Annotated in this window: 25 protein-coding genes; 5 read left to right on the forward strand and 20 right to left on the reverse strand. The window is 48.7% G+C overall.

All coding sequences use genetic code 11. The features are described 5' to 3' along the window. Positions 1 to 44: 44 nt before the first annotated feature. From DXB00_RS02030 to DXB00_RS02125, 20 genes are all read right to left on the reverse strand, one after another. A complete protein-coding gene (locus DXB00_RS02030; RefSeq protein WP_008982943.1) occupies positions 45 to 284 on the reverse strand; it encodes a helix-turn-helix domain-containing protein in 240 nt (79 codons plus the stop codon). A gap of 149 nt (positions 285 to 433) precedes the next feature. Beyond that, positions 434 to 1,798 (reverse strand): relaxase/mobilization nuclease domain-containing protein, encoded by a 1,365-nt coding sequence (locus DXB00_RS02035; RefSeq protein ID WP_199697242.1) that lies wholly within the window; start codon positions 1,796 to 1,798, stop codon positions 434 to 436. Next, positions 1,759 to 2,088 (reverse strand): plasmid mobilization protein, encoded by a 330-nt coding sequence (locus tag DXB00_RS02040; RefSeq protein WP_119214456.1) that lies wholly within the window; start codon positions 2,086 to 2,088, stop codon positions 1,759 to 1,761. Before DXB00_RS02040 ends, DXB00_RS02035 begins: the two co-directional genes overlap by 40 nt. Before the next feature lie 236 nt (positions 2,089 to 2,324). Continuing rightward, positions 2,325 to 2,984 carry an SIMPL domain-containing protein gene (locus tag DXB00_RS02045; RefSeq protein ID WP_071430933.1) on the reverse strand — a complete coding sequence of 220 codons (660 nt, stop codon included), beginning with the start codon at positions 2,982 to 2,984 and terminating at the stop codon, positions 2,325 to 2,327. Beyond that, a complete protein-coding gene (locus DXB00_RS02050) occupies positions 2,984 to 3,640 on the reverse strand; it encodes a vWA domain-containing protein (protein WP_119214457.1) in 657 nt (218 codons plus the stop codon). The genes DXB00_RS02045 and DXB00_RS02050 overlap by 1 nt, the downstream gene beginning before the upstream one ends. A gap of 102 nt (positions 3,641 to 3,742) precedes the next feature. Continuing rightward, positions 3,743 to 4,162, reverse strand: a complete 420-nt coding sequence (locus DXB00_RS02055; protein WP_071430929.1) for a hypothetical protein — start codon at positions 4,160 to 4,162, stop codon at positions 3,743 to 3,745. Between the two features lie 20 nt (positions 4,163 to 4,182). After that, on the reverse strand, positions 4,183 to 4,899 hold the full coding sequence (locus tag DXB00_RS02060) for an AAA family ATPase (RefSeq protein WP_071430927.1): 717 nt from the start codon (positions 4,897 to 4,899) through the stop codon (positions 4,183 to 4,185). An 18-nt stretch (positions 4,900 to 4,917) separates the two neighbouring features. Then, positions 4,918 to 6,426: a Y-family DNA polymerase gene (locus tag DXB00_RS02065; protein ID WP_119214458.1), complete on the reverse strand. Its 1,509-nt coding sequence runs from the start codon at positions 6,424 to 6,426 to the stop codon at positions 4,918 to 4,920. A gap of 24 nt (positions 6,427 to 6,450) precedes the next feature. Then, positions 6,451 to 8,271: a DUF262 domain-containing protein gene (locus tag DXB00_RS02070; protein WP_119214459.1), complete on the reverse strand. Its 1,821-nt coding sequence runs from the start codon at positions 8,269 to 8,271 to the stop codon at positions 6,451 to 6,453. Positions 8,272 to 8,291: 20 nt separating this feature from the next. Continuing rightward, the gene (locus DXB00_RS02075; RefSeq protein WP_119214460.1) at positions 8,292 to 9,338 is read right to left on the reverse strand and encodes an O-acetyl-ADP-ribose deacetylase; all 1,047 of its coding nucleotides are present in this window, start codon (positions 9,336 to 9,338) and stop codon (positions 8,292 to 8,294) included. 19 nt (positions 9,339 to 9,357) lie between these two features. Then, positions 9,358 to 9,879 (reverse strand): hypothetical protein, encoded by a 522-nt coding sequence (locus DXB00_RS02080; RefSeq protein WP_071430920.1) that lies wholly within the window; start codon positions 9,877 to 9,879, stop codon positions 9,358 to 9,360. 20 nt (positions 9,880 to 9,899) lie between these two features. Continuing rightward, positions 9,900 to 10,109, reverse strand: a complete 210-nt coding sequence (locus DXB00_RS02085; RefSeq protein WP_007046146.1) for a hypothetical protein — start codon at positions 10,107 to 10,109, stop codon at positions 9,900 to 9,902. A gap of 44 nt (positions 10,110 to 10,153) precedes the next feature. Then, positions 10,154 to 10,573 carry a nuclear transport factor 2 family protein gene (locus DXB00_RS02090; RefSeq protein WP_007046147.1) on the reverse strand — a complete coding sequence of 140 codons (420 nt, stop codon included), beginning with the start codon at positions 10,571 to 10,573 and terminating at the stop codon, positions 10,154 to 10,156. A 34-nt stretch (positions 10,574 to 10,607) separates the two neighbouring features. Further along, the gene (locus tag DXB00_RS02095) at positions 10,608 to 11,087 is read right to left on the reverse strand and encodes a flavodoxin (RefSeq protein ID WP_119214461.1); all 480 of its coding nucleotides are present in this window, start codon (positions 11,085 to 11,087) and stop codon (positions 10,608 to 10,610) included. Then, positions 11,080 to 11,811, reverse strand: a complete 732-nt coding sequence (locus DXB00_RS02100; protein WP_006573502.1) for a hypothetical protein — start codon at positions 11,809 to 11,811, stop codon at positions 11,080 to 11,082. Before DXB00_RS02100 ends, DXB00_RS02095 begins: the two co-directional genes overlap by 8 nt. A 4-nt stretch (positions 11,812 to 11,815) precedes the next feature. Beyond that, positions 11,816 to 12,502, reverse strand: a complete 687-nt coding sequence (locus DXB00_RS02105) for an AlkZ-related protein (protein ID WP_050005986.1) — start codon at positions 12,500 to 12,502, stop codon at positions 11,816 to 11,818. Further along, complete coding sequence (locus DXB00_RS02110; RefSeq protein ID WP_119214462.1) at positions 12,502 to 12,807, reverse strand: carboxylate--amine ligase; 306 nt, start codon at positions 12,805 to 12,807, stop codon at positions 12,502 to 12,504. The genes DXB00_RS02105 and DXB00_RS02110 overlap by 1 nt, the downstream gene beginning before the upstream one ends. 33 nt (positions 12,808 to 12,840) lie before the next feature. Beyond that, on the reverse strand, positions 12,841 to 13,665 hold the full coding sequence (locus DXB00_RS02115) for a hypothetical protein (RefSeq protein ID WP_119214463.1): 825 nt from the start codon (positions 13,663 to 13,665) through the stop codon (positions 12,841 to 12,843). Between the two features lie 24 nt (positions 13,666 to 13,689). Further along, the gene (locus DXB00_RS02120) at positions 13,690 to 14,226 is read right to left on the reverse strand and encodes an ImmA/IrrE family metallo-endopeptidase (protein WP_005934746.1); all 537 of its coding nucleotides are present in this window, start codon (positions 14,224 to 14,226) and stop codon (positions 13,690 to 13,692) included. Positions 14,227 to 14,294: 68 nt separating this feature from the next. Further along, complete coding sequence (locus DXB00_RS02125) at positions 14,295 to 14,723, reverse strand: helix-turn-helix domain-containing protein (RefSeq protein WP_005934745.1); 429 nt, start codon at positions 14,721 to 14,723, stop codon at positions 14,295 to 14,297. Positions 14,724 to 14,990: 267 nt separating this feature from the next. Between DXB00_RS02125 and DXB00_RS02130 the strand changes: the two genes are divergently transcribed. From DXB00_RS02130 to DXB00_RS02155, 5 genes are all read left to right on the forward strand, one after another. Then, positions 14,991 to 15,251, forward strand: coding sequence for a hypothetical protein (locus DXB00_RS02130; RefSeq protein ID WP_015564532.1), 261 nt, complete (start codon positions 14,991 to 14,993; stop codon positions 15,249 to 15,251). Continuing rightward, the gene (locus tag DXB00_RS02135) at positions 15,248 to 15,976 is read left to right on the forward strand and encodes an ImmA/IrrE family metallo-endopeptidase (RefSeq protein ID WP_119214464.1); all 729 of its coding nucleotides are present in this window, start codon (positions 15,248 to 15,250) and stop codon (positions 15,974 to 15,976) included. Before DXB00_RS02130 ends, DXB00_RS02135 begins: the two co-directional genes overlap by 4 nt. After that, entirely contained in the window at positions 15,976 to 16,218 is a 243-nt protein-coding gene (locus DXB00_RS02140) for a hypothetical protein (RefSeq protein ID WP_005934741.1), read from the forward strand. The genes DXB00_RS02135 and DXB00_RS02140 overlap by 1 nt, the downstream gene beginning before the upstream one ends. A gap of 219 nt (positions 16,219 to 16,437) precedes the next feature. Beyond that, positions 16,438 to 16,920 carry a hypothetical protein gene (locus DXB00_RS02145; protein ID WP_118623761.1) on the forward strand — a complete coding sequence of 161 codons (483 nt, stop codon included), beginning with the start codon at positions 16,438 to 16,440 and terminating at the stop codon, positions 16,918 to 16,920. Positions 16,921 to 17,430: 510 nt separating this feature from the next. Then, positions 17,431 to 17,673, forward strand: a complete 243-nt coding sequence (locus DXB00_RS02155; RefSeq protein ID WP_008816138.1) for a DUF6870 family protein — start codon at positions 17,431 to 17,433, stop codon at positions 17,671 to 17,673. Positions 17,674 to 17,789: the final 116 nt, after the last annotated feature.

Genomic DNA, 17,789 nt, shown 5'->3' on the forward strand with positions numbered 1-17,789 from the left:
TTATCTAACCTATTTTACAAAAAGAGCTGTACGAAAAACCGGACTCAGTTCTTGTCCGTTCGCACAGCCTCACATATATCTCCGATGTCACAGTTCAGGTAATCACAAATGCGCAGCAAAATAGAGAGGGACACTTCTTCCCCCTTATTCAGTTTTGTCCATGTTCCGGCAGACAGCCCTACCTCATGTCGTAGAGAAGCCCTCTTTATGTCGCGTTCCAGAAGAAGCATCCATAGTTTCTTATAGCTTATGCGCACGGCAACCATCCTTTCACTTGCTTGCATTCAACATCGCTTATAATATTATACCGGATTTCATTCTCAAAAGCAATCCGTTGATGCAAAAATTAAAGAAAAAGTTTCAACTTCTCGAACCTTCTCTCAAGGATGCAGGGCATCTCCGGTCAACAGAAGATGCCCTGCTTTTGAAGAGATTATTCGCGCTGTGTGCTGCGCAGATGATCACGGTCATGGTCAACAGAAGGAGCGAGAAACGTATCAACATTAGACTTGATCGTCTCTATGTGCTTCGCTTCTTTTTTGAGCTTCGCACGTTCATCATAGAGCCGTTGCTGCTCTTCAAGAAGTCGCTGCTGTTCCGCTTGCAGCGTCTTCAAACTCGGCAGTTTTTCATCTCCCTGCATGGCAAGTAATGTACTCCGCGCCGCCTCGAAGATCACAAGCTCGGCTTCGTGCTTTGTCTTGAAGCTCGGCTTGTCTTTCGCCTTCTGGAAGGCGTCATATATAGGCTTGAGCCGCTGGTAGTTGGAGATGTTTTTGATAAGCGGCTGGACTTCCCGCAGACGTGCTTCCACAGCTTTCAGTTCCTTGCCGGTGCGGTCATAGGAGACGTGAACATCCTCAACCTTCTTCTCAAGATCAGCGTATTGGAGCAAGTTGTTTTCCGTGAGATAGTTGAGCGTCCGTGCCGCTTCCTTGAGGATTGTGAGCTTGGCTTTATACTCATAGCCCTTGCTGTCGATGAGCCTGATCCGCTCCTGAATATCTCCGATAAGGGAGATGCCATTCGGCACGGTCTGTCTCTGGCTTCTTCGGGGCGTCCGTCCAGCAATTCGTTCCTTGATGCGTTCCTCGGTGTAGTTTTCTCCGATGGTCTTAGACCGGGTAAATCGCTCCTGACCTTCAGCTCGGAAGGAGATGTATTTGCCGGTCTTGATTTCATAACCGGCTTCCTGCATAAGCCGCAGAAAGTCATCGTAGTCCTTCGCTGTGATGACAAGCCGGTCGATGGTCTGCTTGAGCTTTTGCTTCCAGCTCGTACCGCATTTGGCTTCGGTGTACTCCTTGTAGCCCATGCCCTTGTTCTGAGAGGGAGGGATAACAGAGAGACCGTTTTCCTTACAGAGCCGGTCGCTGACCTCACGCATATCATAGTAAATCCGCTTATAGCTCTTGTATGCGTGGTAGTTCACAAAGTCAACCGCATTGAAAATCAGATGGTTATGAACATGGTCTTTGTCAATGTGAGTGGTCAGCACATACTCATATTTTCCTCCGAGGATTTCATCTGCAAACTGCTTGCCAATCTCGTGGGCAAGCTCCGGTGTGACCTCTCCAATTTCAAAGGACTGGATCACATGACGGGCTATGATCCTGACCGGATTCATCCCTTTTTGCTCGGCTATTTTCCGCGTCCATTCAAATTCCCGCGCTGCGGTCTCGCTGGCACAGCCGTAGGACGAGACCAGCAGCTTCTCGTCGGTCTTTTCGGGATTCAGAATGTACGCGATTGCCTTGCTCAAAGTTTCTCGGATTGCTTTGATTTTAGTAACTGCCATACCGCGTCCATCTTTTCTTTCAGCTCGTCAATATCGTCCTGATAGAATCGTCCCGTCGAGTTGATCCTGCGGCAGACGGTATTGATGTTCACGCCGATCTTGTTGATTTCGGCGGCGAGCTTTTTCTGCTCTGTGTAGTCTACGACAATGATGTAGCCGTCAATCAGCATCTTCCTTGCATACGCACCGAAGTTCTCCGTGCCGATCATCTCCATCTTCTTTGCAATCGTCCGTTCTTCCTGTGGTGTCAGCCAAATCTTCTTCTGAATGTCTCGTGTTCTTCGTACCATGCTGCGCCCTCCGTCGTAAAGATTAGAAGGGTTTGGGACTATCCCAACAAGCAAAAATCTGATGTTAAGGGCAGGGTCTTCTTAACTGATTTTTCTCCGGTGGGTACTCACCGGATTTGCTTGCTAATCTCCCAAAATCGTATTCTACGAAGATTACTCCGTGAAATGTCCCTTCACTTTACAACGGACACAATAAGAGCGTTTGTTGAGTACCGGATTTCAAAAAAGTCAAAAAATCATTGGATTTCCCATGTAAAAGCCACTGTGTCTGTCACATCAATATCATCTGGCTCAATCTCAGGTGCGGCGCACTTGCTCATCGCCATGAGAGGCTGAATGCAGTCTTCGACCTCATAGCTCGTTCTGGAATACACATTGAGTTCGCCCCAGTTGTAGTCGATGTTGAGCAACTGCACAAGCGTACTGCCTGATGCTTTGCAAAGAATCTCCGCCTTTGCTCTGGCGTTCTCCGTCGCATTGATCAGCAGCTCTTCGCTGACTCTTGCCGGGTTTTTCACGGTGAACGCAATGCTGAGTTCTGGTTGCGCCCCACAATCCGCAATCGCAGAAATGACCTTTGCAAGCTGCTTGCTGTCAAAGTCAAAGGCAAGTTTCAAGCGATAGCTGCAAGCATATCCGGCAAACTCTCGCTTGTAATTACCTTGCCGATCCTTGACATTCTCGTACCTTGTCTGGACATCAAAGCTCGTGGTTTTCAGGTCTTCCTTACGATACCCAACGCGGACAGCGACACCTTGCAGTTTTTCGATTCTCTCGGCAGCTTCCGACATTGCAAGGTCATAGTTTTTTGAATTTGCTTCAATGTTCAGAGATAGGATGATGTAATCCGGTCTTGCGGAGACATTTCCTGTCCCTTTTACGGTGATTGTTCTCATTACTTTCTCCCGTCCTTTCTGGAATTGAAGTCCTCATCAATACGCTTTTTCCAATTCGTACCCAGTGGTACGCTGCATCGGACAGCAGAAACCGCTTCGCTCAGAACTTCATAGTTGAGCTGCGTTCCCTCATGGTCAGAGTGGTAGTTGACCGCTCGGTCTGCACCAATTCCGAAATGCCTTGCCGTCTCAACTGCGTCGATGTTTGCACCGAGGAACAAAAACTCCCAGCCATACTTTTCCTTCTGACGCTCAATCATTTTCTTGACCTTCTCGCTGTCATAACGGCGGCTTGCATTCTCCATGCCGTCCGTTGTGATGACGAACAGAGTATGTTCAGGGACATCTTCATTTCTTGCGTACTTGTGGACATTTCCAATGTGATGAATCGCTCCGCCGATTGCATCCAGAAGCGCGGTGCAGCCGCGAACGGAATAGTCATTGTCGGTCATCGACTCGACCTTTTGAACCGGTACACGGTCATGAATAACCTCGCTCACGTTGTCAAAGAGGACGGTAGAGATCAATGCCTCGCCATTCTCCTTTTTTTGCTTTTCAATCATGGAGTTGAAGCCTCCGATGGTGTCTGCTTCCAGCCCGCTCATAGAGCCGCTGCGATCAAGGATGAATACGATCTCCGTCAAGTTCTTTCTCATGTTCAGTACCTCCGTATATAAAAAATATGACTGCTTGGCGTCTCACCTTACAGTCATATTGTACTTCGGTATTCACTTCGTTTGGTCGCATGGCAAGCGACATTATTCTAAGGACGAGAATATCTCTCCGTCAATGATTAGAACGTCATCCATCGGAATCTTCGAGCCGTCCTGCATAGTGATCCGCCGCTCAAAATCATCGACTTTTTTGACCGTACCGACTGCTGATACATATTTGCCGCCAGCCTTCCGCTCATCAGGCTGGAAGTAAGTAATGGTGACTTCCGGTTTGTCATCGAGGGCATCCATGAGAAGCTGATACTTCATGTCCAATGCAGTCAGTGCTTCCTCGTCAAGCTCAATCCTTTCATCGGTCAGACGCCCGGTTTCTTTGATTGCAGCATCGTAGCCGGTGAGGGCAGCAAAGGGGGCGAACTGCGCCGCCCGATCTGACATTGGCATCTGTGGTCGCGTCTTGGAGACGTGGTGAGGGAGGTCGATTATTTCTCTGTATTTTTCCATTTCACATCCAGACCTTTCCCTTAATCGCGGAATAAGTATCTCAGCATTCGTTCAGGGTCATCCAAAAACTGTTTTGTGATTTTATAATGTTCTGTCTCTGAATATTTGACTTTGTGTATCCCAGTGTCGGTCATTTCGAGAATCTCAGCCTTGGGATATGTCATGAGTATAGGAGAATGTGTGGCAATGACAAACTGAGAGTTTTCTTCGACAAGCTCATCAATCGCAATCATCAACGACATCAATCTTTGCGGAGAAAGAGCTGCTTCGGGTTCGTCCAAAATATAAAGTCCGTTTCCTTCAAAACGGTTTGTTACAAGGGACAAAAAAGACTCTCCGTGGGACTGAGCGTGAAAAGAAACTCCACCGTAACGAAGGAGAGTGCTATGCTCATCTAAATATGTTGCCGTGTTATAAAAGCTTTCTGCTCTTAAAAAGAATCCGTCTTTGGGATAACCGGATTTGATGGTGGTTAGATACTGATGGAGAACAGAATGTGATGACTTTGTTGAGAAGGAGAAATCTCTGGACCCTCCCTCTGGATTAAAGCCCAATGCAACCGCAATCGCCTCAAGTAATGTCGATTTACCCGTCCCATTTTCACCAACGAAAAAAGTTACCGGTTTTTCAAAAGCCAATTCTTCAAGTGATTGTAGGTATTTGACTACTGGCAAGTTAGCAAGATATGATGATTGTTCTGGAAACCCATTGAGTCTTATTCCGGTCAAGTAATTCATCGCTCTAATCCTTTCGCGTTACGCCTTATGCCCGCCGATCTGTGCATTCCGATCCTTTGCCGTTGCGCCTTCTTCAAGATTCATCGCCTTGAGGATGGCGTTCTTTCCGTACTTCTTCTTGATGGCGAGAGCCGCCTTCTGAATTTTTCGTTCACGTTCCAAGGCGGCATCTTCGGCTTTCCGCTTTTCCTCTTCGGCGGCATAGTCGGTGAAGAGGTCAAGCTGGACAGCACCGTCATTTTTCTTCGGTGCGTCCGCTTCCGGCAGGACATGATTTGCCACAACATACATACGGCGGACAAGCAGATTCTTGTCCACGATCCGATCAAACAGCTCTGACACAGCACACATTATTTTGCGCGTAGAGGATGTGTGACTGTCGAGGTTGATGGACCCGTGCGCCTGTTTGGGAATCTCCCGTCCGTAGGGGTCTTTCTCAATCGCGCCGTGATACTTTGCCCGTCGTGCCGGATCGGTCAGGTTCTCAATGTCGTAGCCAACTGTGAGAACCATCTGGTCGGTGACAAGCCCCTTGTCCACCAAATCCAGAACGAGCAAGTCCGTCATCTCGCGGATGACGAGCTTCGCTTTATCTGCCTCATAGGGGCAGTGCAAAACCTGACCGGAGCTGAGGCTGTTGGAGCTGGGACGGTATGCCTTGATTGCCTCAATGGTCGTAGGCTCCCAGCCCCACGCATGATCAATGAGTAGTTCCGTATTCTTTCCGAACAGCTTATAAAGCAAGTCCTCGTTCCGCTCTGAACAGAGGGCAACATCACCCATGGTGAACATCCCATTCTGCTCAAGTTTCTTGGCAATACCTCGACCCACGCGCCAGAAATCCGTGAGAGGCTGGTGCGCCCAAAGCTCACGCCGGAACTTCATTTCATCCAGTTCGGCTATTCGGACGCCGTTTTTGTCGGCGGGGATGTGTTTCGCCACAATGTCCATTGCCACCTTGCAGAGAAAGAGGTTCGTGCCGATTCCTGCGGTTGCCGTAATGCCGGTTGTCTCAAGCACATCGAGGATGATCTTCATGGCAAGATCATGGGCGGAGAGCTTGTAGGTATTCAGGTAGTCCGTCACATCCATGAACACCTCGTCGATGGAGTAGACAACGATGTCCTCCGGCGCAATGTACTTGAGGTAGACCTGATAGATGCGGGTGCTGTACTCCATGTAATACGCCATCCGGGGCGGTGCGATGATGAAGTCAATCGCCAAAGACGGATCTGCTTGTAGCTCAGAGAAGAAGTGTGATGTGCCGTCCAGCCTGTGTCCCGGCGCGTCGTGCTGCCGTCCGGCATTTGCTTCCTTCACACGCTGCTTGACCTCAAACAGCCGTCCGCGTCCGGAGATACCGTAGCTTTTGAGGGAGGGAGTAACGGCAAGGCAGATAGTCTTATCCGTCCGGCTCTCATCCGCGACAACGAGGTTTGTGTCCAGAGGATCTAAGCCGCGCTCCCGGCACTCAACCGAAGCATAGAAGCTCTTGAGGTCGATTGCGATATAAGTTCTTTGCTTCATGCTCCGGCGATCCTCCTTTCATCCTTAGAGCTTATACATATCGAGCAGCATTTCTACAAGCTCATCGGTGCGATCAATAATATCCTGCACCGTCCATGCGTCCTTTTCTGCAAGCTCCTTATTGATTTCAAGCCCGTTTTTATACCCCACATAGAGCTTCTGAGCATTGAGACGATCCCTCTTTTCTACGAAAGAGAGATTGCTTAAAGTGCTGTTATATCCGGTAACAGTCAGGTTGCCGATCTTGTGGACATACTGTTCAAGATACTCATTAGCCAAATTGCGATCTCCAGCGGCAATCATATCTACCCATTTGTCGGGAATATTCTTTCCTTCGGGGAATATGTGTTCAATAGTCCATTTGAAAACCTTTTTTCCACCATAATCATTCTGCTCCCAGAGGTCAGTCCAAGTTTCGTTGGTCATGTGTTTCTGAGCAATAGCGCAGAGAACGAATCTTGCAACGCCAGCATTCTCTTCGTAAATGTCTCCCTTGAGTTTTTCTTCAAACAACTCATCGGTGGCAGACCAACGGACAAGTTCGTCGTAGATATGCTGATAGATTGCAGTTCCGGTGAGTTTTCCTTCCTCAACATCGGAAATAATCTGCATGAAGATTTTATTCAAATCTCGTGTATTAGGAGTATCTGTGATATTTCTTCGGACAAAGAAGCGAGTCAGCAACTTGATTGTTTCCAGAATATCAGCGTCAGCAACTTCAAGCGTGGCTTGATTTTTGAACAAATACATCAGCAGCAGATAAGAAGGTGCGCCCTGAATACGACTCAGGTCGGTCAGGCTGTTGGTATATTTCGTTTTATCGTCGGTGCTGAGGATAAGCCGAGAGTAAATCTCACCGCATACCAAAATGTCGCTCATAAAGCCGGACAAATCTCTGCTTATCAGTTCCTCAAAAATGGACAACAAATTGGAACGGGTGGCAATATAGCCGAGAGGATCTTTCTTGCGCTGCCCATCCGTTCTGAACGGCTCGTTTAAGCGATTTTTGAACGCATTGTAATACTGCCGGAAGAAACGCTCTTGTGTAGAGTAGTCATCCGTCAAATAACCGAGGAGTGTCTGCCAATCCTCAAAGCAGTCATCACAAGTCATACCCGAACGCTCGGCTCTCGCCAAAATAAGGTTTTTCATGAGGTCAATAGCTGTCAATGGTGTACCTCTGTTATTCAGGGACTCAAAAAGGGTGTAAGCCTCCGCGTGACTTCCAACCTCTATCTTGACGAGTACCGCTTTCGATACCTTGCTCTTGATTTCAAGCAGGGTCTTGACTGCATCACCGGACTCTTCAATATCCTGATCTAATCTTTGTAGGAAGTATTTATAGCACTTCGCGATTTTACGATTGCCCCAATTCTTTTCGCGCTTCGCACTTTTGAGCAGACCATTCTCGTACATTACGACATTGAAGTCAGCCTGATTGTGGTTTTGAATTTGAGGACAAAGAATAAGCCCGTTTGATGCGCCTTTGCAAATAATGGACTTTCTAAGAGCAGGAAGCTCGTCCTCATCATCCTCATCCAGCTCATCCTTATGTATCTTGAGCCGATTGTATATTGCAGTCAGAAGGAGACAGAGCGTCGTTAAACGCTGCTGTCCATCGACAACCTCAAGCTCCTTTGTTTGGAAAGCATCGGAAGAGTTATCAATGCAAATAATCGAGCCGATAAAATACCCATTGTCGTTTTCGCAAATGTCATCGTAAAGGTCTTTCCATTGGTATTGTCCCCATGTGTATTCACGCTGATATTTCGGAATCATGTAGCAGAAGCCAGCGTCCTTCTTGAATACATCGTCTATTTGATAATCATGAACAGATTTGATCACTGTGTTATCCTCCTTGCGTATTATGCTCCGAGCAAACTCTGGTCAAAAGCAAACAGAGCCTCGTTGATCTCAAAGACGTTATAGTTCCCATGCTCCACGAAATACTCCACGATGATGTCAAACTTGTTGGAGTGTGAGAGCGCGAAGCCCGCCTTCATGAGCATATCCTTCATTTCGGAAAGTGGCAGCTCAAGAGCGATGGCAAATGCAATGACGGTGGGCTTGGAAGGCTTGTAGGACTTGTCCGAGCGGATCTTCGAGAAGAGTTTCCGGTCAATATTTGCCTTCTTGTAGCACTGCGCGTCCGTCATGCCGCGTTCGTCAATCTTCCGCAGCAGCATCTCGGAAAAGCTCTCATCGATCTGTTCCAGTGCATCGTCGAGAGTTGCCGCCTTTTTAGGAGCAGCCGCCACAGAGACAGGAGGGATGAGCTGTTCGATTGCATCTTCATCGCAGACGGATGACTCGCAAGGCATCGGCTCTTCCATCCGGAAGGCACTCATTCTGCGCAGCCGCTCAGAACGAGGATCGGTATGCTCATCCACATAGCGGTCGTCTATGTACGCTGCAATGTCGGCAAACAGCTTGCCGCTGATCTGATAGGCTTTGCGGTCGAAAATGACGATGTACACCGTCATTTCGTTTTCAAGAAGGATACTGCTGATGGTGTCAATCGCCACTTTGAGAGCCTGATCCTTCGGATAGCCGAAAATGCCGGAGGAAATCAGCGGGAACGCAACCGACTCGCATCCGTATTTCTTCGCCAGCATGAGCGATGTCCGATAGCAGGAGATCAGCAGTTCGCACTCACCGTGCCGCCCGTCATACCAGCGCGGACCGACTGCGTGAATGACATATTTGCAGGGCAGCTTGTAGCCCTTCGTGATTTTTGCGCTCCCGGTTTTGCAGCCGTGGAGCGTTTCACATTCCGCCAGCAGCTCCGGTCCTGCAGCGCGATGAATGCAGCCGTCCACACCGCCGCCACCCAGCAGCGACTCGTTGGCAGCATTGACGATGGCGTCCACCTTCATTTTTGTGATGTCATTTCTGACGATTTGAAGCGGCATGATCAAGCCTCCCATTCGGTTACTTCGCGCCGGTCAGCAGCTTGTCCATCGGGATTCTTTCCGGGTATTTTCCCTCGGTCAGAATGTCATATAAATACCTGTTATCCAGAATCATATCATCCCGGATAAGCTGCCAGTTTGCCTTTTTCCTGAAAAACACCTTGAAGATCAGAAAGTTCATGATCGCCCCAATTACCGGCGTGGTCATGCCGAAAGCCTCGGTGTGAGAGAAATGGCATCCTGTTTCAGTTCTTTTTCCTTCAAAGATGATGAACGCTGTTTTCTTGTCGCTCCGGAATACAATGCGGAAGTGGTTCTCATCCTGTTCGCATTCCGTAATCGTGCCTGTCACATCGTAGTCCAGCCCCATAACAATCTCGCGGAAGCGGACCTTGCTTCCCGCATGATAGTTCCCGTTATAGAGATTACATTCGATGTGGTAGGGACTCCATTTCACAAACTCTTCCTCAAAGTTAGCAGTCCATGCCTTTAATTTTTCATAGGAAGCCGGAATCTCTATCTGCTCTGTAAGAACAATCATTGTCAGTTTCTCCTATTCTGTCAAAGCGGCATCGGTGTCCGGGCGATCAGAATGACCGCCAGAATCGCGCCCACAAATGCCGCAGCCCCTATGACCGCCAACAACTTTTTGCTGAGTTTCTTCTTTGCTGCCTTGCCAATCAGAGCAGTGCAAGCCATGCAGACAGCCGCAGCAACAAGCGCAATGCCCAGCGTTTCCCATAGCCAAGAAAGTTCATGTAGGATTTTCATGCGTTCATCATCTCCTGTTCGTTAAACTGGAATTTATAGTCCTCTCAAAACCAATTTGCTTTTTCTTCTCGAAATACGGGAATATCACTATCTCGATATGGATTGTAATTATGAAGATTGCAACCAAACTCTTTTAATGATTTTATTTTGTTATCCTGTGTCCATACAATTAAAGATATTCCGTCAAATTCTTCAACATTTCCATTATTCATTTTGTTTTTAAAATACCACTCCACGATTGTTTGATTGCCTTGATGAAAAAATTGCTTAATCTCCCAGACAAGAACACTTCCGCGTGTATTCCATTCGTCAAACCAGTGCTTTACCGTTTTGCGGTTTTCATATTTAGGACTCCAACTCTCAGTATATACAACATCATCTGTAAAAATATTGTCAATTCCTAAATCTGCTTTCTTAATCCACATATCAAACCATAATCGGATAATTCTTTCTCTCTCGTTCATAAAGCACCTCCACAACTTCCGAGTTGTCTGCCCCTTAAAGTCCAAGTCCTTCAACCCACGCCGCAAGCTCCTGATGCCCGACGCTGCCCTTGAAAACCTTGCCGTCCATCAGCTTTGCGCCTTTGCAGCTCGGCGCAAGGCGTTCGTTCGTCTTGCCAATGTCGCTTCCTCCGGAGGTTGCAAACGGGATGATCGTCTTGTCGGTCAAATCATAGCTCTCAAGGAACGTATTGATAATCGTCGGCGCGACATACCACCAGATCGGGAAGCCCACAAAGATGGTATCGTAGTCCTTCATGTTGTCCCGCTTGACGGCAATCTCAGGACGGGAGGCAGGATCGCTCATCTCAATCGTGCTGCGGGCTTTCTTGTCCATCCAGTTCAGATCAGCTTCCGTGTAAGGCACCTTCGGCTCAATCTCAAAGATGTCCGCGCCGATTGCCTCTGCCAGCGTCTCGGCAACCTTCGCGGTCACGCCGGACGCAGAAAAATATGCTACAAGTTTATTACTCATTGTGTTCTTCCTCATCAATCTTTTCATTTCCTTCATTCAGCATGAAGTATAGCAGAGCTTCCAGCAATGTTGCCATATAATGAAGCGACCAGTTTTCTTCCGGCTCTTTTGTCATCTTATCAAGCACGGCTCGAAAAGCCGTGGTACGGTCAATCCTTGTTTCCTCATCAATGCGGTCAAGTATGCCCTTCATTTTCAGGGCGAGTTCTTTTTCCTCGTCAGAAAGCTCCGGTATGCCAAGTAACTCAGATAGTTTCTTGTCCTGCATAATAGCATCGTATTCGATGTATGACTTGTGTTCGGCTGACATCAATTCTTCAAAGTAGTTGATAAAAATATGAACGCGAATGCCACCTTCTTCGTCCGGGGAGAAGCAGACGGTTTGCGATTTTTCTGCAATTTCTTTCAAAAATGCAAGGTCTTCTGAGTCATCGAACTCCGCAAACGGAAGAAACATATTGATTTCCGCGTGCCAACGATGATAGTCCACGATTCCCTTGATATACCCGCGGTGTTGCTTGACAAACGCATCACAGCGTTCCAGAAGATACTCGTAGTTCTTCTTGTCCTCCGGTACAATGATCTTTGGTATCTTGTCCATTGCTTCGGAGTACGCTTTCAGCATACCACAATTAACTGCGCGGTCAAACACCTCATCGCACCATTTATCGTATTCGGCAGACTCGGTTTCCCGGTAATCCTTCTCAAAGATAATATCGTCCATTGCGTTACCCCTTTATGATTTTCTCAAGCTGCATTTCGGTCGCGTTAGGCAGACGTGATTGCAGATGTTTTAGAATGCGTTCTTTGGATTCCTGCGGGTCTCGCTGATAGGCAGATGTGATAAGGTCGTACCCGAAAAGTTCTTCCGGCGTCGCATACTCTGCGACACCCCAGCCATAAGGTCTTCCGTATCTGTCCTGCATATAGACGAAATCCGCGATGCAGACATAGCTCTGCATTTGCAGCCGCGTGATGCACGTCTCAAAACCGGTGTTGCCGCCCTTGCGGTAGTTCAGAGCCTCTTTCAGCCGTTTGGAAAGCATCCTGCCTTCACCGGCTATGGCTTCATAAAGCTCCTTGTCCTTGTAGGACGCCAAGCCGTCATCCCAACGGGCGTCAAAGTCATAGCCGTCACGCCGGAAGTTCGCAAAGTCCGGAATCCACTCCCGACTCACAAATCCAGCCTTCTTGTTGAAAAGTTTGCCGTAAAGACATTTGCCGCTCCGCGCAGCCGGTCCTTTCCATTCCCACGGACCATCTACATCATCCGCAAACCATAACTCAGGTGGGCAAAGTTCCTCGATGGAGAAGCCGTGAATCTCGTTCCGAAAGAAGGGCAGAAAGCCGTATTGTTCGACGGCGGCAATCAAACCATCTGCACTATGTAGTTGTCTGGCATATCTCTTTGACATTACTCCGCCTCTTCAATCACGCCATAATCAATCAGGATGTTCTTCTCCGCATACTGCGGGTAAACAACACCCATCATCTCATACTGATAACGTCTTACGCGGCGATGCTCCTGAATTGGTTCCGGTGCGTACGCAGCGGTTTCACAGTGCGCATACTCCGGCATTTCCGCAAGATCATCCCGAACATCACGGATAAGCGCTTCTGCCACATCATCAATGTTCTTGCCGGTCTCCACGGAAACCAGTTCGTGCTTCCGGACTGCCTTGTCCAGATTACCGGGGGAGCGAAACAGCTTATATTTCATATCGTTGCCCGTCCTTTCTCTCTTTCGGCCTGCCTATTCTTCCTGAAATCTGTTCTTTAGGGACGCAATCATCGCTTGTGCGGCAATGCTCAGATACAAAACTCCAATTTCATAGATAAAGTCGCGGTCGATCACGATAAAGTATTCTCTAACGTGTGTAAAAACCAGTTCCAGCAAGTCCCTGTACAGCGGATCATCAAAGGGCTTGAACCGCGTAAACTTGCTTTTGGCAGCGTCCCATGTCATAGACGCTTCGCCCTCAGCACTGGTCATTGCCTCACAGAGAATCATGCTGACGCCCATTTTTCCGTTGCCGGTCAGGAGTTCTCCTTCGTAATAGCTGAGTAGGTCTTTCTTGCGTCGAAGCGGAACTACATCGCAGTTGTCATCCAGCTCAAATGCAATCAGCTCCGCAATCAGTTCCCGCCAGACCGCATAACCGGCGTTAATGGTTCCGTCCTCTTCGCGGCTGATGGTATCGTCCATGCAGTATCGCTCAAAGAAATTATCTCCGTCAATCTCGTTGCGGGTGCAGAAGATATGCGCCAGCTCATGCAGAAGAATGTGCTTCAACTCTGCCGGATGACGCGCTATGTCTGTGCGCAGAAGGATTCCGTCCGCGCCGTCTCCTGTGCCGACGAATGCAGAGGCGTGAAAGTCAAAATAGCCGTCCTCTGTATATCGGTCTTCCAGCCGGTCAGGGAAATACTGCTTGCAGAACTGCTCAAAGACTTCCTGCTGGTTTTCCGTCTGAAAGCAGCGCAGTACAAGGTTGTCCTCACTGAACTCTGCCCCCAAGCGTTCGTTAAAGATGGAAGCGGCATAGAAAAGGGCTTCTTTATAGTCGTCGTTGTTCATCTAATTACTATCCTTCATCCTCATTCACCCCTCCGGTCTGACATTTTTCAGGAAGTCAGAGTGCGGTACATACGGCAAGTTGAGCTGCCAGCCCATGCGGTTCAGCTCGTTGAGCTTGATCAGCATCAGGTTGATGTTTGTTCCCATTGCAGCAGAAAGCTGCACCACATCGTAGTCCTGCTTCATCAGGTCAATCAGCTCATCATCGTCAATGATCAGGTGAGAGGCAAACGCATTCGCCTCATATTCGTGTTTTGTGCGCATATCGAACAGCACGAACTCCGGGAGCGGTTCGTTCCCTTTGGCAAGATCGCGATGAAAGGTATCATGCCCGATCTCGTGACCGCAAACCATTTGCATGATCAGATACTCCATGTTGGAGTTCAGAAGAATATGCCGCTCTTTATGGCGGTAGGTGTACATTCCGAGCAGATCGTTCAGATTGTCAAGGAAATGGAGATGAATGCCCAGCTCACGGGCAATCTTCAAGGTATCTCTTGTTCCACAGCTTTTGACAATGCTGTTCGCCTTTTTGTATATTTCCTCGGAGCGAATTATCACGGGACCTTCACCCCTTTCATGTTGAAAACAGTCAAAGTAAATCCGTCAAGAAACCGAGACGCAGACAGTTATTCCTCTGCGTCCGTACCGGTCTTCTTGTATTTCTTCGGCGTGTATTTCTCAACATTCCGGGCTTTGGATTCCCAATATATATCCTGCAACGCCTTCATCACCGCATCCTTGTCCTGCTCAGACAGCGTACCGCCCGCAAACAAGCCGGACATCCCTTCAATCAGGTCCTTTGCCTGTTTCATGCCACGGGAGCCGTACTGCTCGGATGCCTGAACCACAAACTCTTCGTCCTCGGTCAGCAGATAGTTCACATCCACCTTGAAGTATTCCGCGATTTTTCTGTAAGCGTCCTTGGTACGGGGAAAGGAAATGCCGTTCTCGTACCGGGTAATCATACGCCTGTTGATCCCCAGTGCATCGGCTACTTCCTGCTGGGTCAGCTTCCGCTTCTCCCGTTCAGCCTTGAATTTCTCTCCAAACGTCATTTTGGTAATCACTCCTGTTCACAAAAAGTTTGCGACATCAAATTGCGCAAGTCTATTGACAAAGGCACTTGAAGTGCGTATAATAATGACTGAGCAATCCAACTACTCATAGTATATCCTGAATTGCTCATCCTGTCAAGGGGCATGAGTAGTTGTACACGAAAAAGTTACATCTTTTGAGCAGTTCAAATGGACAGGCATTTACGCTGCCGAAGATCATCCGTACCGGCATACACCGGTATGAGGGAACAGGAGTGAGAAACGCAAATGGCTACACAGTACAGAAAGGCATACGTTCCGGTTACGCTGGATGTGGACAAGGAAGGGGCAATCCTCCCTCGCCTTATCTGGTGGGACAACGGTGTAATCTTTCAAATCGACCAGATTCTTTACAAATGCCGCGCCACATCCAAAAAGGTTGGGGGCGGAGGCATCCGTTACACAGTTCAGATTCGCGGAAAGGAATCGTTTCTTTTCCACGAAGGAGACAAGTGGTTTGTCGAAGCAAAGGAGGACAACTGCTCATGATTTTATCCCAGCGACAACTTGAAGAAATTGCAGCCTCAACAACAAAGGACTTCAACCGGTTCTTTTTCGGGGATGAGGCGGACAAGCCCGACCGATCAGCTTTGCCAACACCCATTGATCAGTTTGCAAAGAATTATCTCGGTCTTCGCGTATCATTCGCCCGTCTCTCGCCGGACGGAAGCATCTGCGGTGTCACTGCCTATGCCGACACCGAGTACAAGATCACGGAGCTTGGCATTACGCGCACACTGGCTTTGAAGCGCAATCAGGTCATCTTGGACGAGAGCTTCATTCTATCCGGCAACGTGCAGCGGCTCTGCGCCAAGCGCAGATTTACCCTTGCCCACGAGTGCGCTCATCAGATTCTCTTCCAACTGGAATCGGAAGAGGTAAAGGCATCCTGCGAAATGAGATATTCCGCACGGACTGCTTATACACCGCGAGAGCTGAAAACCCGCGAGGACTGGAACGAGTGGCAAGCAAATGTCTTGGGCGCGGCGATCCTGCTTCCTCAAAAAGAGGTTGACCTGGCAATGCGTCGGTTTGCAGAAACGCCGCTGATCAATTACGAGGGGAGGTATTCGTATGGTGATCACTTAACGCTGCGCCTTTTCTGCCGGTTGTTCGGTGTCTCCAAGACAACGGCGTCTATCCGCCTTCGTCAACTCGGCTACATGGTAGATCGTCCATTCAGTGAGTATGTTGACCCATTGGAGGTGTGGTAATGAAGAGAGCATCCATTCGGGTTCAGGAACCGACGCCGGAGCTGATCGAAAAAATCCGCAGGGCAAGAGTTGCCATTTCCCAGCAGAAGCCCCGATACCTGAAATGTCCCTATTGTCAGCATAATGCCATTGCTGTCTACGAAGACACGAGAGGTCATGTAGAATCCAAGTGCAAGAAATGCGGGCGGATCACAGTCTTTGATGTGCTGAATATGAGAAGACTGCGCCCGCGTACCAAGTAAGTACCAAGTAGGAACCAGAGGACAAGCCTCTGTTCTAAAATAAAATATATGTCATAGCTGAGCTGTGGAGCCGCCTGATAGGTGAAGTCATCCTAATGCCGCATGAGACAGAGTTTAATTACTCTGTTTTATCGGCATGGGATTCAAACCTCACCGTCATGCGGCTCTTTTTCCGTCTTCACCCTTCCCGCTGCTCCCGCGCAGCGGAAAGGATGAACAATGAAAATCCCTAAGACCCCTATCGCGTTCGATTACGACCTCTGGACTACGGAGGACGGCAAGTGCATGGTGCGCGTGAAACGAACCGGCGAAGTTTCCGAGGTTGACCGCAAGGTTATGAGAATCCTTCGCGCAGAGGAAAAGCGGATCAGACGCTCGTATGGCTCTGACAACACCTCTGAGGATGAGGACGGCGCAGAAAAAATTTCTGATACCGTGCTGTCCCTTGACGCTATGCCGGAGGACGATGTGAAGTCCGCTGCATGGCTGGCAGACTCCCGCGACTGCATGGAGGAACTGATCACCGCCCTCAAAGAGAAGGAGCTTCTTTCCATTCTGACCGAGAAGCAGCGCGAATTGTATCTTGCGATGACCCGTGAAGGACTGACTCTTCGAGAGTTTGCCCGGAGGAAAGGCATTGGCATCAGAGCTGCATTTGACCTCAAAGCAGCGGTGCAGAAAAAATTTCAAAAAATTTTTTGAGCGGTACTCAACAAACGGCAAAAAGATGTCCGTTGTAAAGTGAAAGGGTCAATCAGACCACTTCACTGCTCCTTGAAAACTGAATAGTTCAGTGCTGCGGATCTTTCCGCTTCTGCGAAGCAACACAGCTTCCGACGCCAAGACCTCCCGAAAGGGAGTGAGCGACCTCCGGAGAGCTATAACAGTCGTGTGGTGCGGCTGCTTGCGACGATGCAGATGCCGGGTATAATGATACTTCCGTCTTTTCTTTGAATGGGCGGCTCGGAGCGATCCTCGGAGGGGTGAGAGTCCCATGATACCGATTGACCATTGGTAGTCCGCAGCATTCCCGGAACTGCAAAGTTCTTCTGGCAGGGGCGCGAGCTGCAAATATGCCGGACAATGAAACAAACCCAAAAGAAACTTACTATATAGTTTCAGGATGAAAACTATGTGGCAGGGTATCTTCACAAGATGCTCTGCCATATCCTTTTGTCCTGAATATTTCACGAAACAGGAGGTGCTTAGAATATGATGGGCATTGAAACAATGAAAAGCGTCAGTCCGAAAACGGTTGACCGAAGCACACTCGTTCAGAGAAGCAGCATCCGGCTTGATCCTGCGGCACCGCGAGAGGACAGGCTGAGGGAGTTCATCAAGCAGATCAGAAATCCCTATTGTTATCTGGACGGGAAAACTGTGGTGAAGATCAGCTTCGCCGCGACGGACACGACAATGGAAGATTGTCTGGAACACTATCTGAGAGGTCTCTGATTTATGAACAGTCTGAATCTTTTCACCCGGTTCTATGGACAAGCGATTGAGCCTGTGGTATAATGAAATCGGTCAAAAAAGAAGAATACGGATTAAGCCGCTTGCCCTGATGGTCA

The organism is Butyricicoccus sp. OF10-2 (assembly GCF_003481925.1).
Classification (GTDB): Bacteria; Bacillota; Clostridia; order Oscillospirales; family Butyricicoccaceae; genus Agathobaculum; species Agathobaculum butyriciproducens.

Bases quoted from the DNA above. Each gene is read 5' to 3' on its own strand.
- DXB00_RS02075 (WP_119214460.1), bottom strand. From the start codon at position 9,338: ATGCCGCTTCAAATCGTCAGAAATGACATCACAAAAATGAAGGTGGAC.
- DXB00_RS02140 (WP_005934741.1), top strand. From the start codon at position 15,976: ATGAAGAGAGCATCCATTCGGGTTCAGGAACCGACGCCGGAGCTGATC.
- DXB00_RS02040 (WP_119214456.1), bottom strand. From the start codon at position 2,088: ATGGTACGAAGAACACGAGACATTCAGAAGAAGATTTGGCTGACACCA.
- DXB00_RS02085 (WP_007046146.1), bottom strand. From the start codon at position 10,109: ATGAAAATCCTACATGAACTTTCTTGGCTATGGGAAACGCTGGGCATT.
- DXB00_RS02095 (WP_119214461.1), bottom strand. From the start codon at position 11,087: ATGAGTAATAAACTTGTAGCATATTTTTCTGCGTCCGGCGTGACCGCG.
- DXB00_RS02105 (WP_050005986.1), bottom strand. From the start codon at position 12,502: ATGTCAAAGAGATATGCCAGACAACTACATAGTGCAGATGGTTTGATT.
- DXB00_RS02090 (WP_007046147.1), bottom strand. From the start codon at position 10,573: ATGAACGAGAGAGAAAGAATTATCCGATTATGGTTTGATATGTGGATT.
- DXB00_RS02130 (WP_015564532.1), top strand. From the start codon at position 14,991: ATGGCTACACAGTACAGAAAGGCATACGTTCCGGTTACGCTGGATGTG.
- DXB00_RS02080 (WP_071430920.1), bottom strand. From the start codon at position 9,879: ATGATTGTTCTTACAGAGCAGATAGAGATTCCGGCTTCCTATGAAAAA.
- DXB00_RS02135 (WP_119214464.1), top strand. From the start codon at position 15,248: ATGATTTTATCCCAGCGACAACTTGAAGAAATTGCAGCCTCAACAACA.
- DXB00_RS02110 (WP_119214462.1), bottom strand. From the start codon at position 12,807: ATGAAATATAAGCTGTTTCGCTCCCCCGGTAATCTGGACAAGGCAGTC.
- DXB00_RS02060 (WP_071430927.1), bottom strand. From the start codon at position 4,899: ATGAATTACTTGACCGGAATAAGACTCAATGGGTTTCCAGAACAATCA.
- DXB00_RS02050 (WP_119214457.1), bottom strand. From the start codon at position 3,640: ATGAGAAAGAACTTGACGGAGATCGTATTCATCCTTGATCGCAGCGGC.
- DXB00_RS02065 (WP_119214458.1), bottom strand. From the start codon at position 6,426: ATGAAGCAAAGAACTTATATCGCAATCGACCTCAAGAGCTTCTATGCT.
- DXB00_RS02030 (WP_008982943.1), bottom strand. From the start codon at position 284: ATGCAAGCAAGTGAAAGGATGGTTGCCGTGCGCATAAGCTATAAGAAA.
- DXB00_RS02055 (WP_071430929.1), bottom strand. From the start codon at position 4,162: ATGGAAAAATACAGAGAAATAATCGACCTCCCTCACCACGTCTCCAAG.
- DXB00_RS02125 (WP_005934745.1), bottom strand. From the start codon at position 14,723: ATGACGTTTGGAGAGAAATTCAAGGCTGAACGGGAGAAGCGGAAGCTG.
- DXB00_RS02035 (WP_199697242.1), bottom strand. From the start codon at position 1,798: ATGGCAGTTACTAAAATCAAAGCAATCCGAGAAACTTTGAGCAAGGCA.
- DXB00_RS02100 (WP_006573502.1), bottom strand. From the start codon at position 11,811: ATGGACGATATTATCTTTGAGAAGGATTACCGGGAAACCGAGTCTGCC.
- DXB00_RS02145 (WP_118623761.1), top strand. From the start codon at position 16,438: ATGAAAATCCCTAAGACCCCTATCGCGTTCGATTACGACCTCTGGACT.
- DXB00_RS02155 (WP_008816138.1), top strand. From the start codon at position 17,431: ATGATGGGCATTGAAACAATGAAAAGCGTCAGTCCGAAAACGGTTGAC.
- DXB00_RS02115 (WP_119214463.1), bottom strand. From the start codon at position 13,665: ATGAACAACGACGACTATAAAGAAGCCCTTTTCTATGCCGCTTCCATC.
- DXB00_RS02045 (WP_071430933.1), bottom strand. From the start codon at position 2,984: ATGAGAACAATCACCGTAAAAGGGACAGGAAATGTCTCCGCAAGACCG.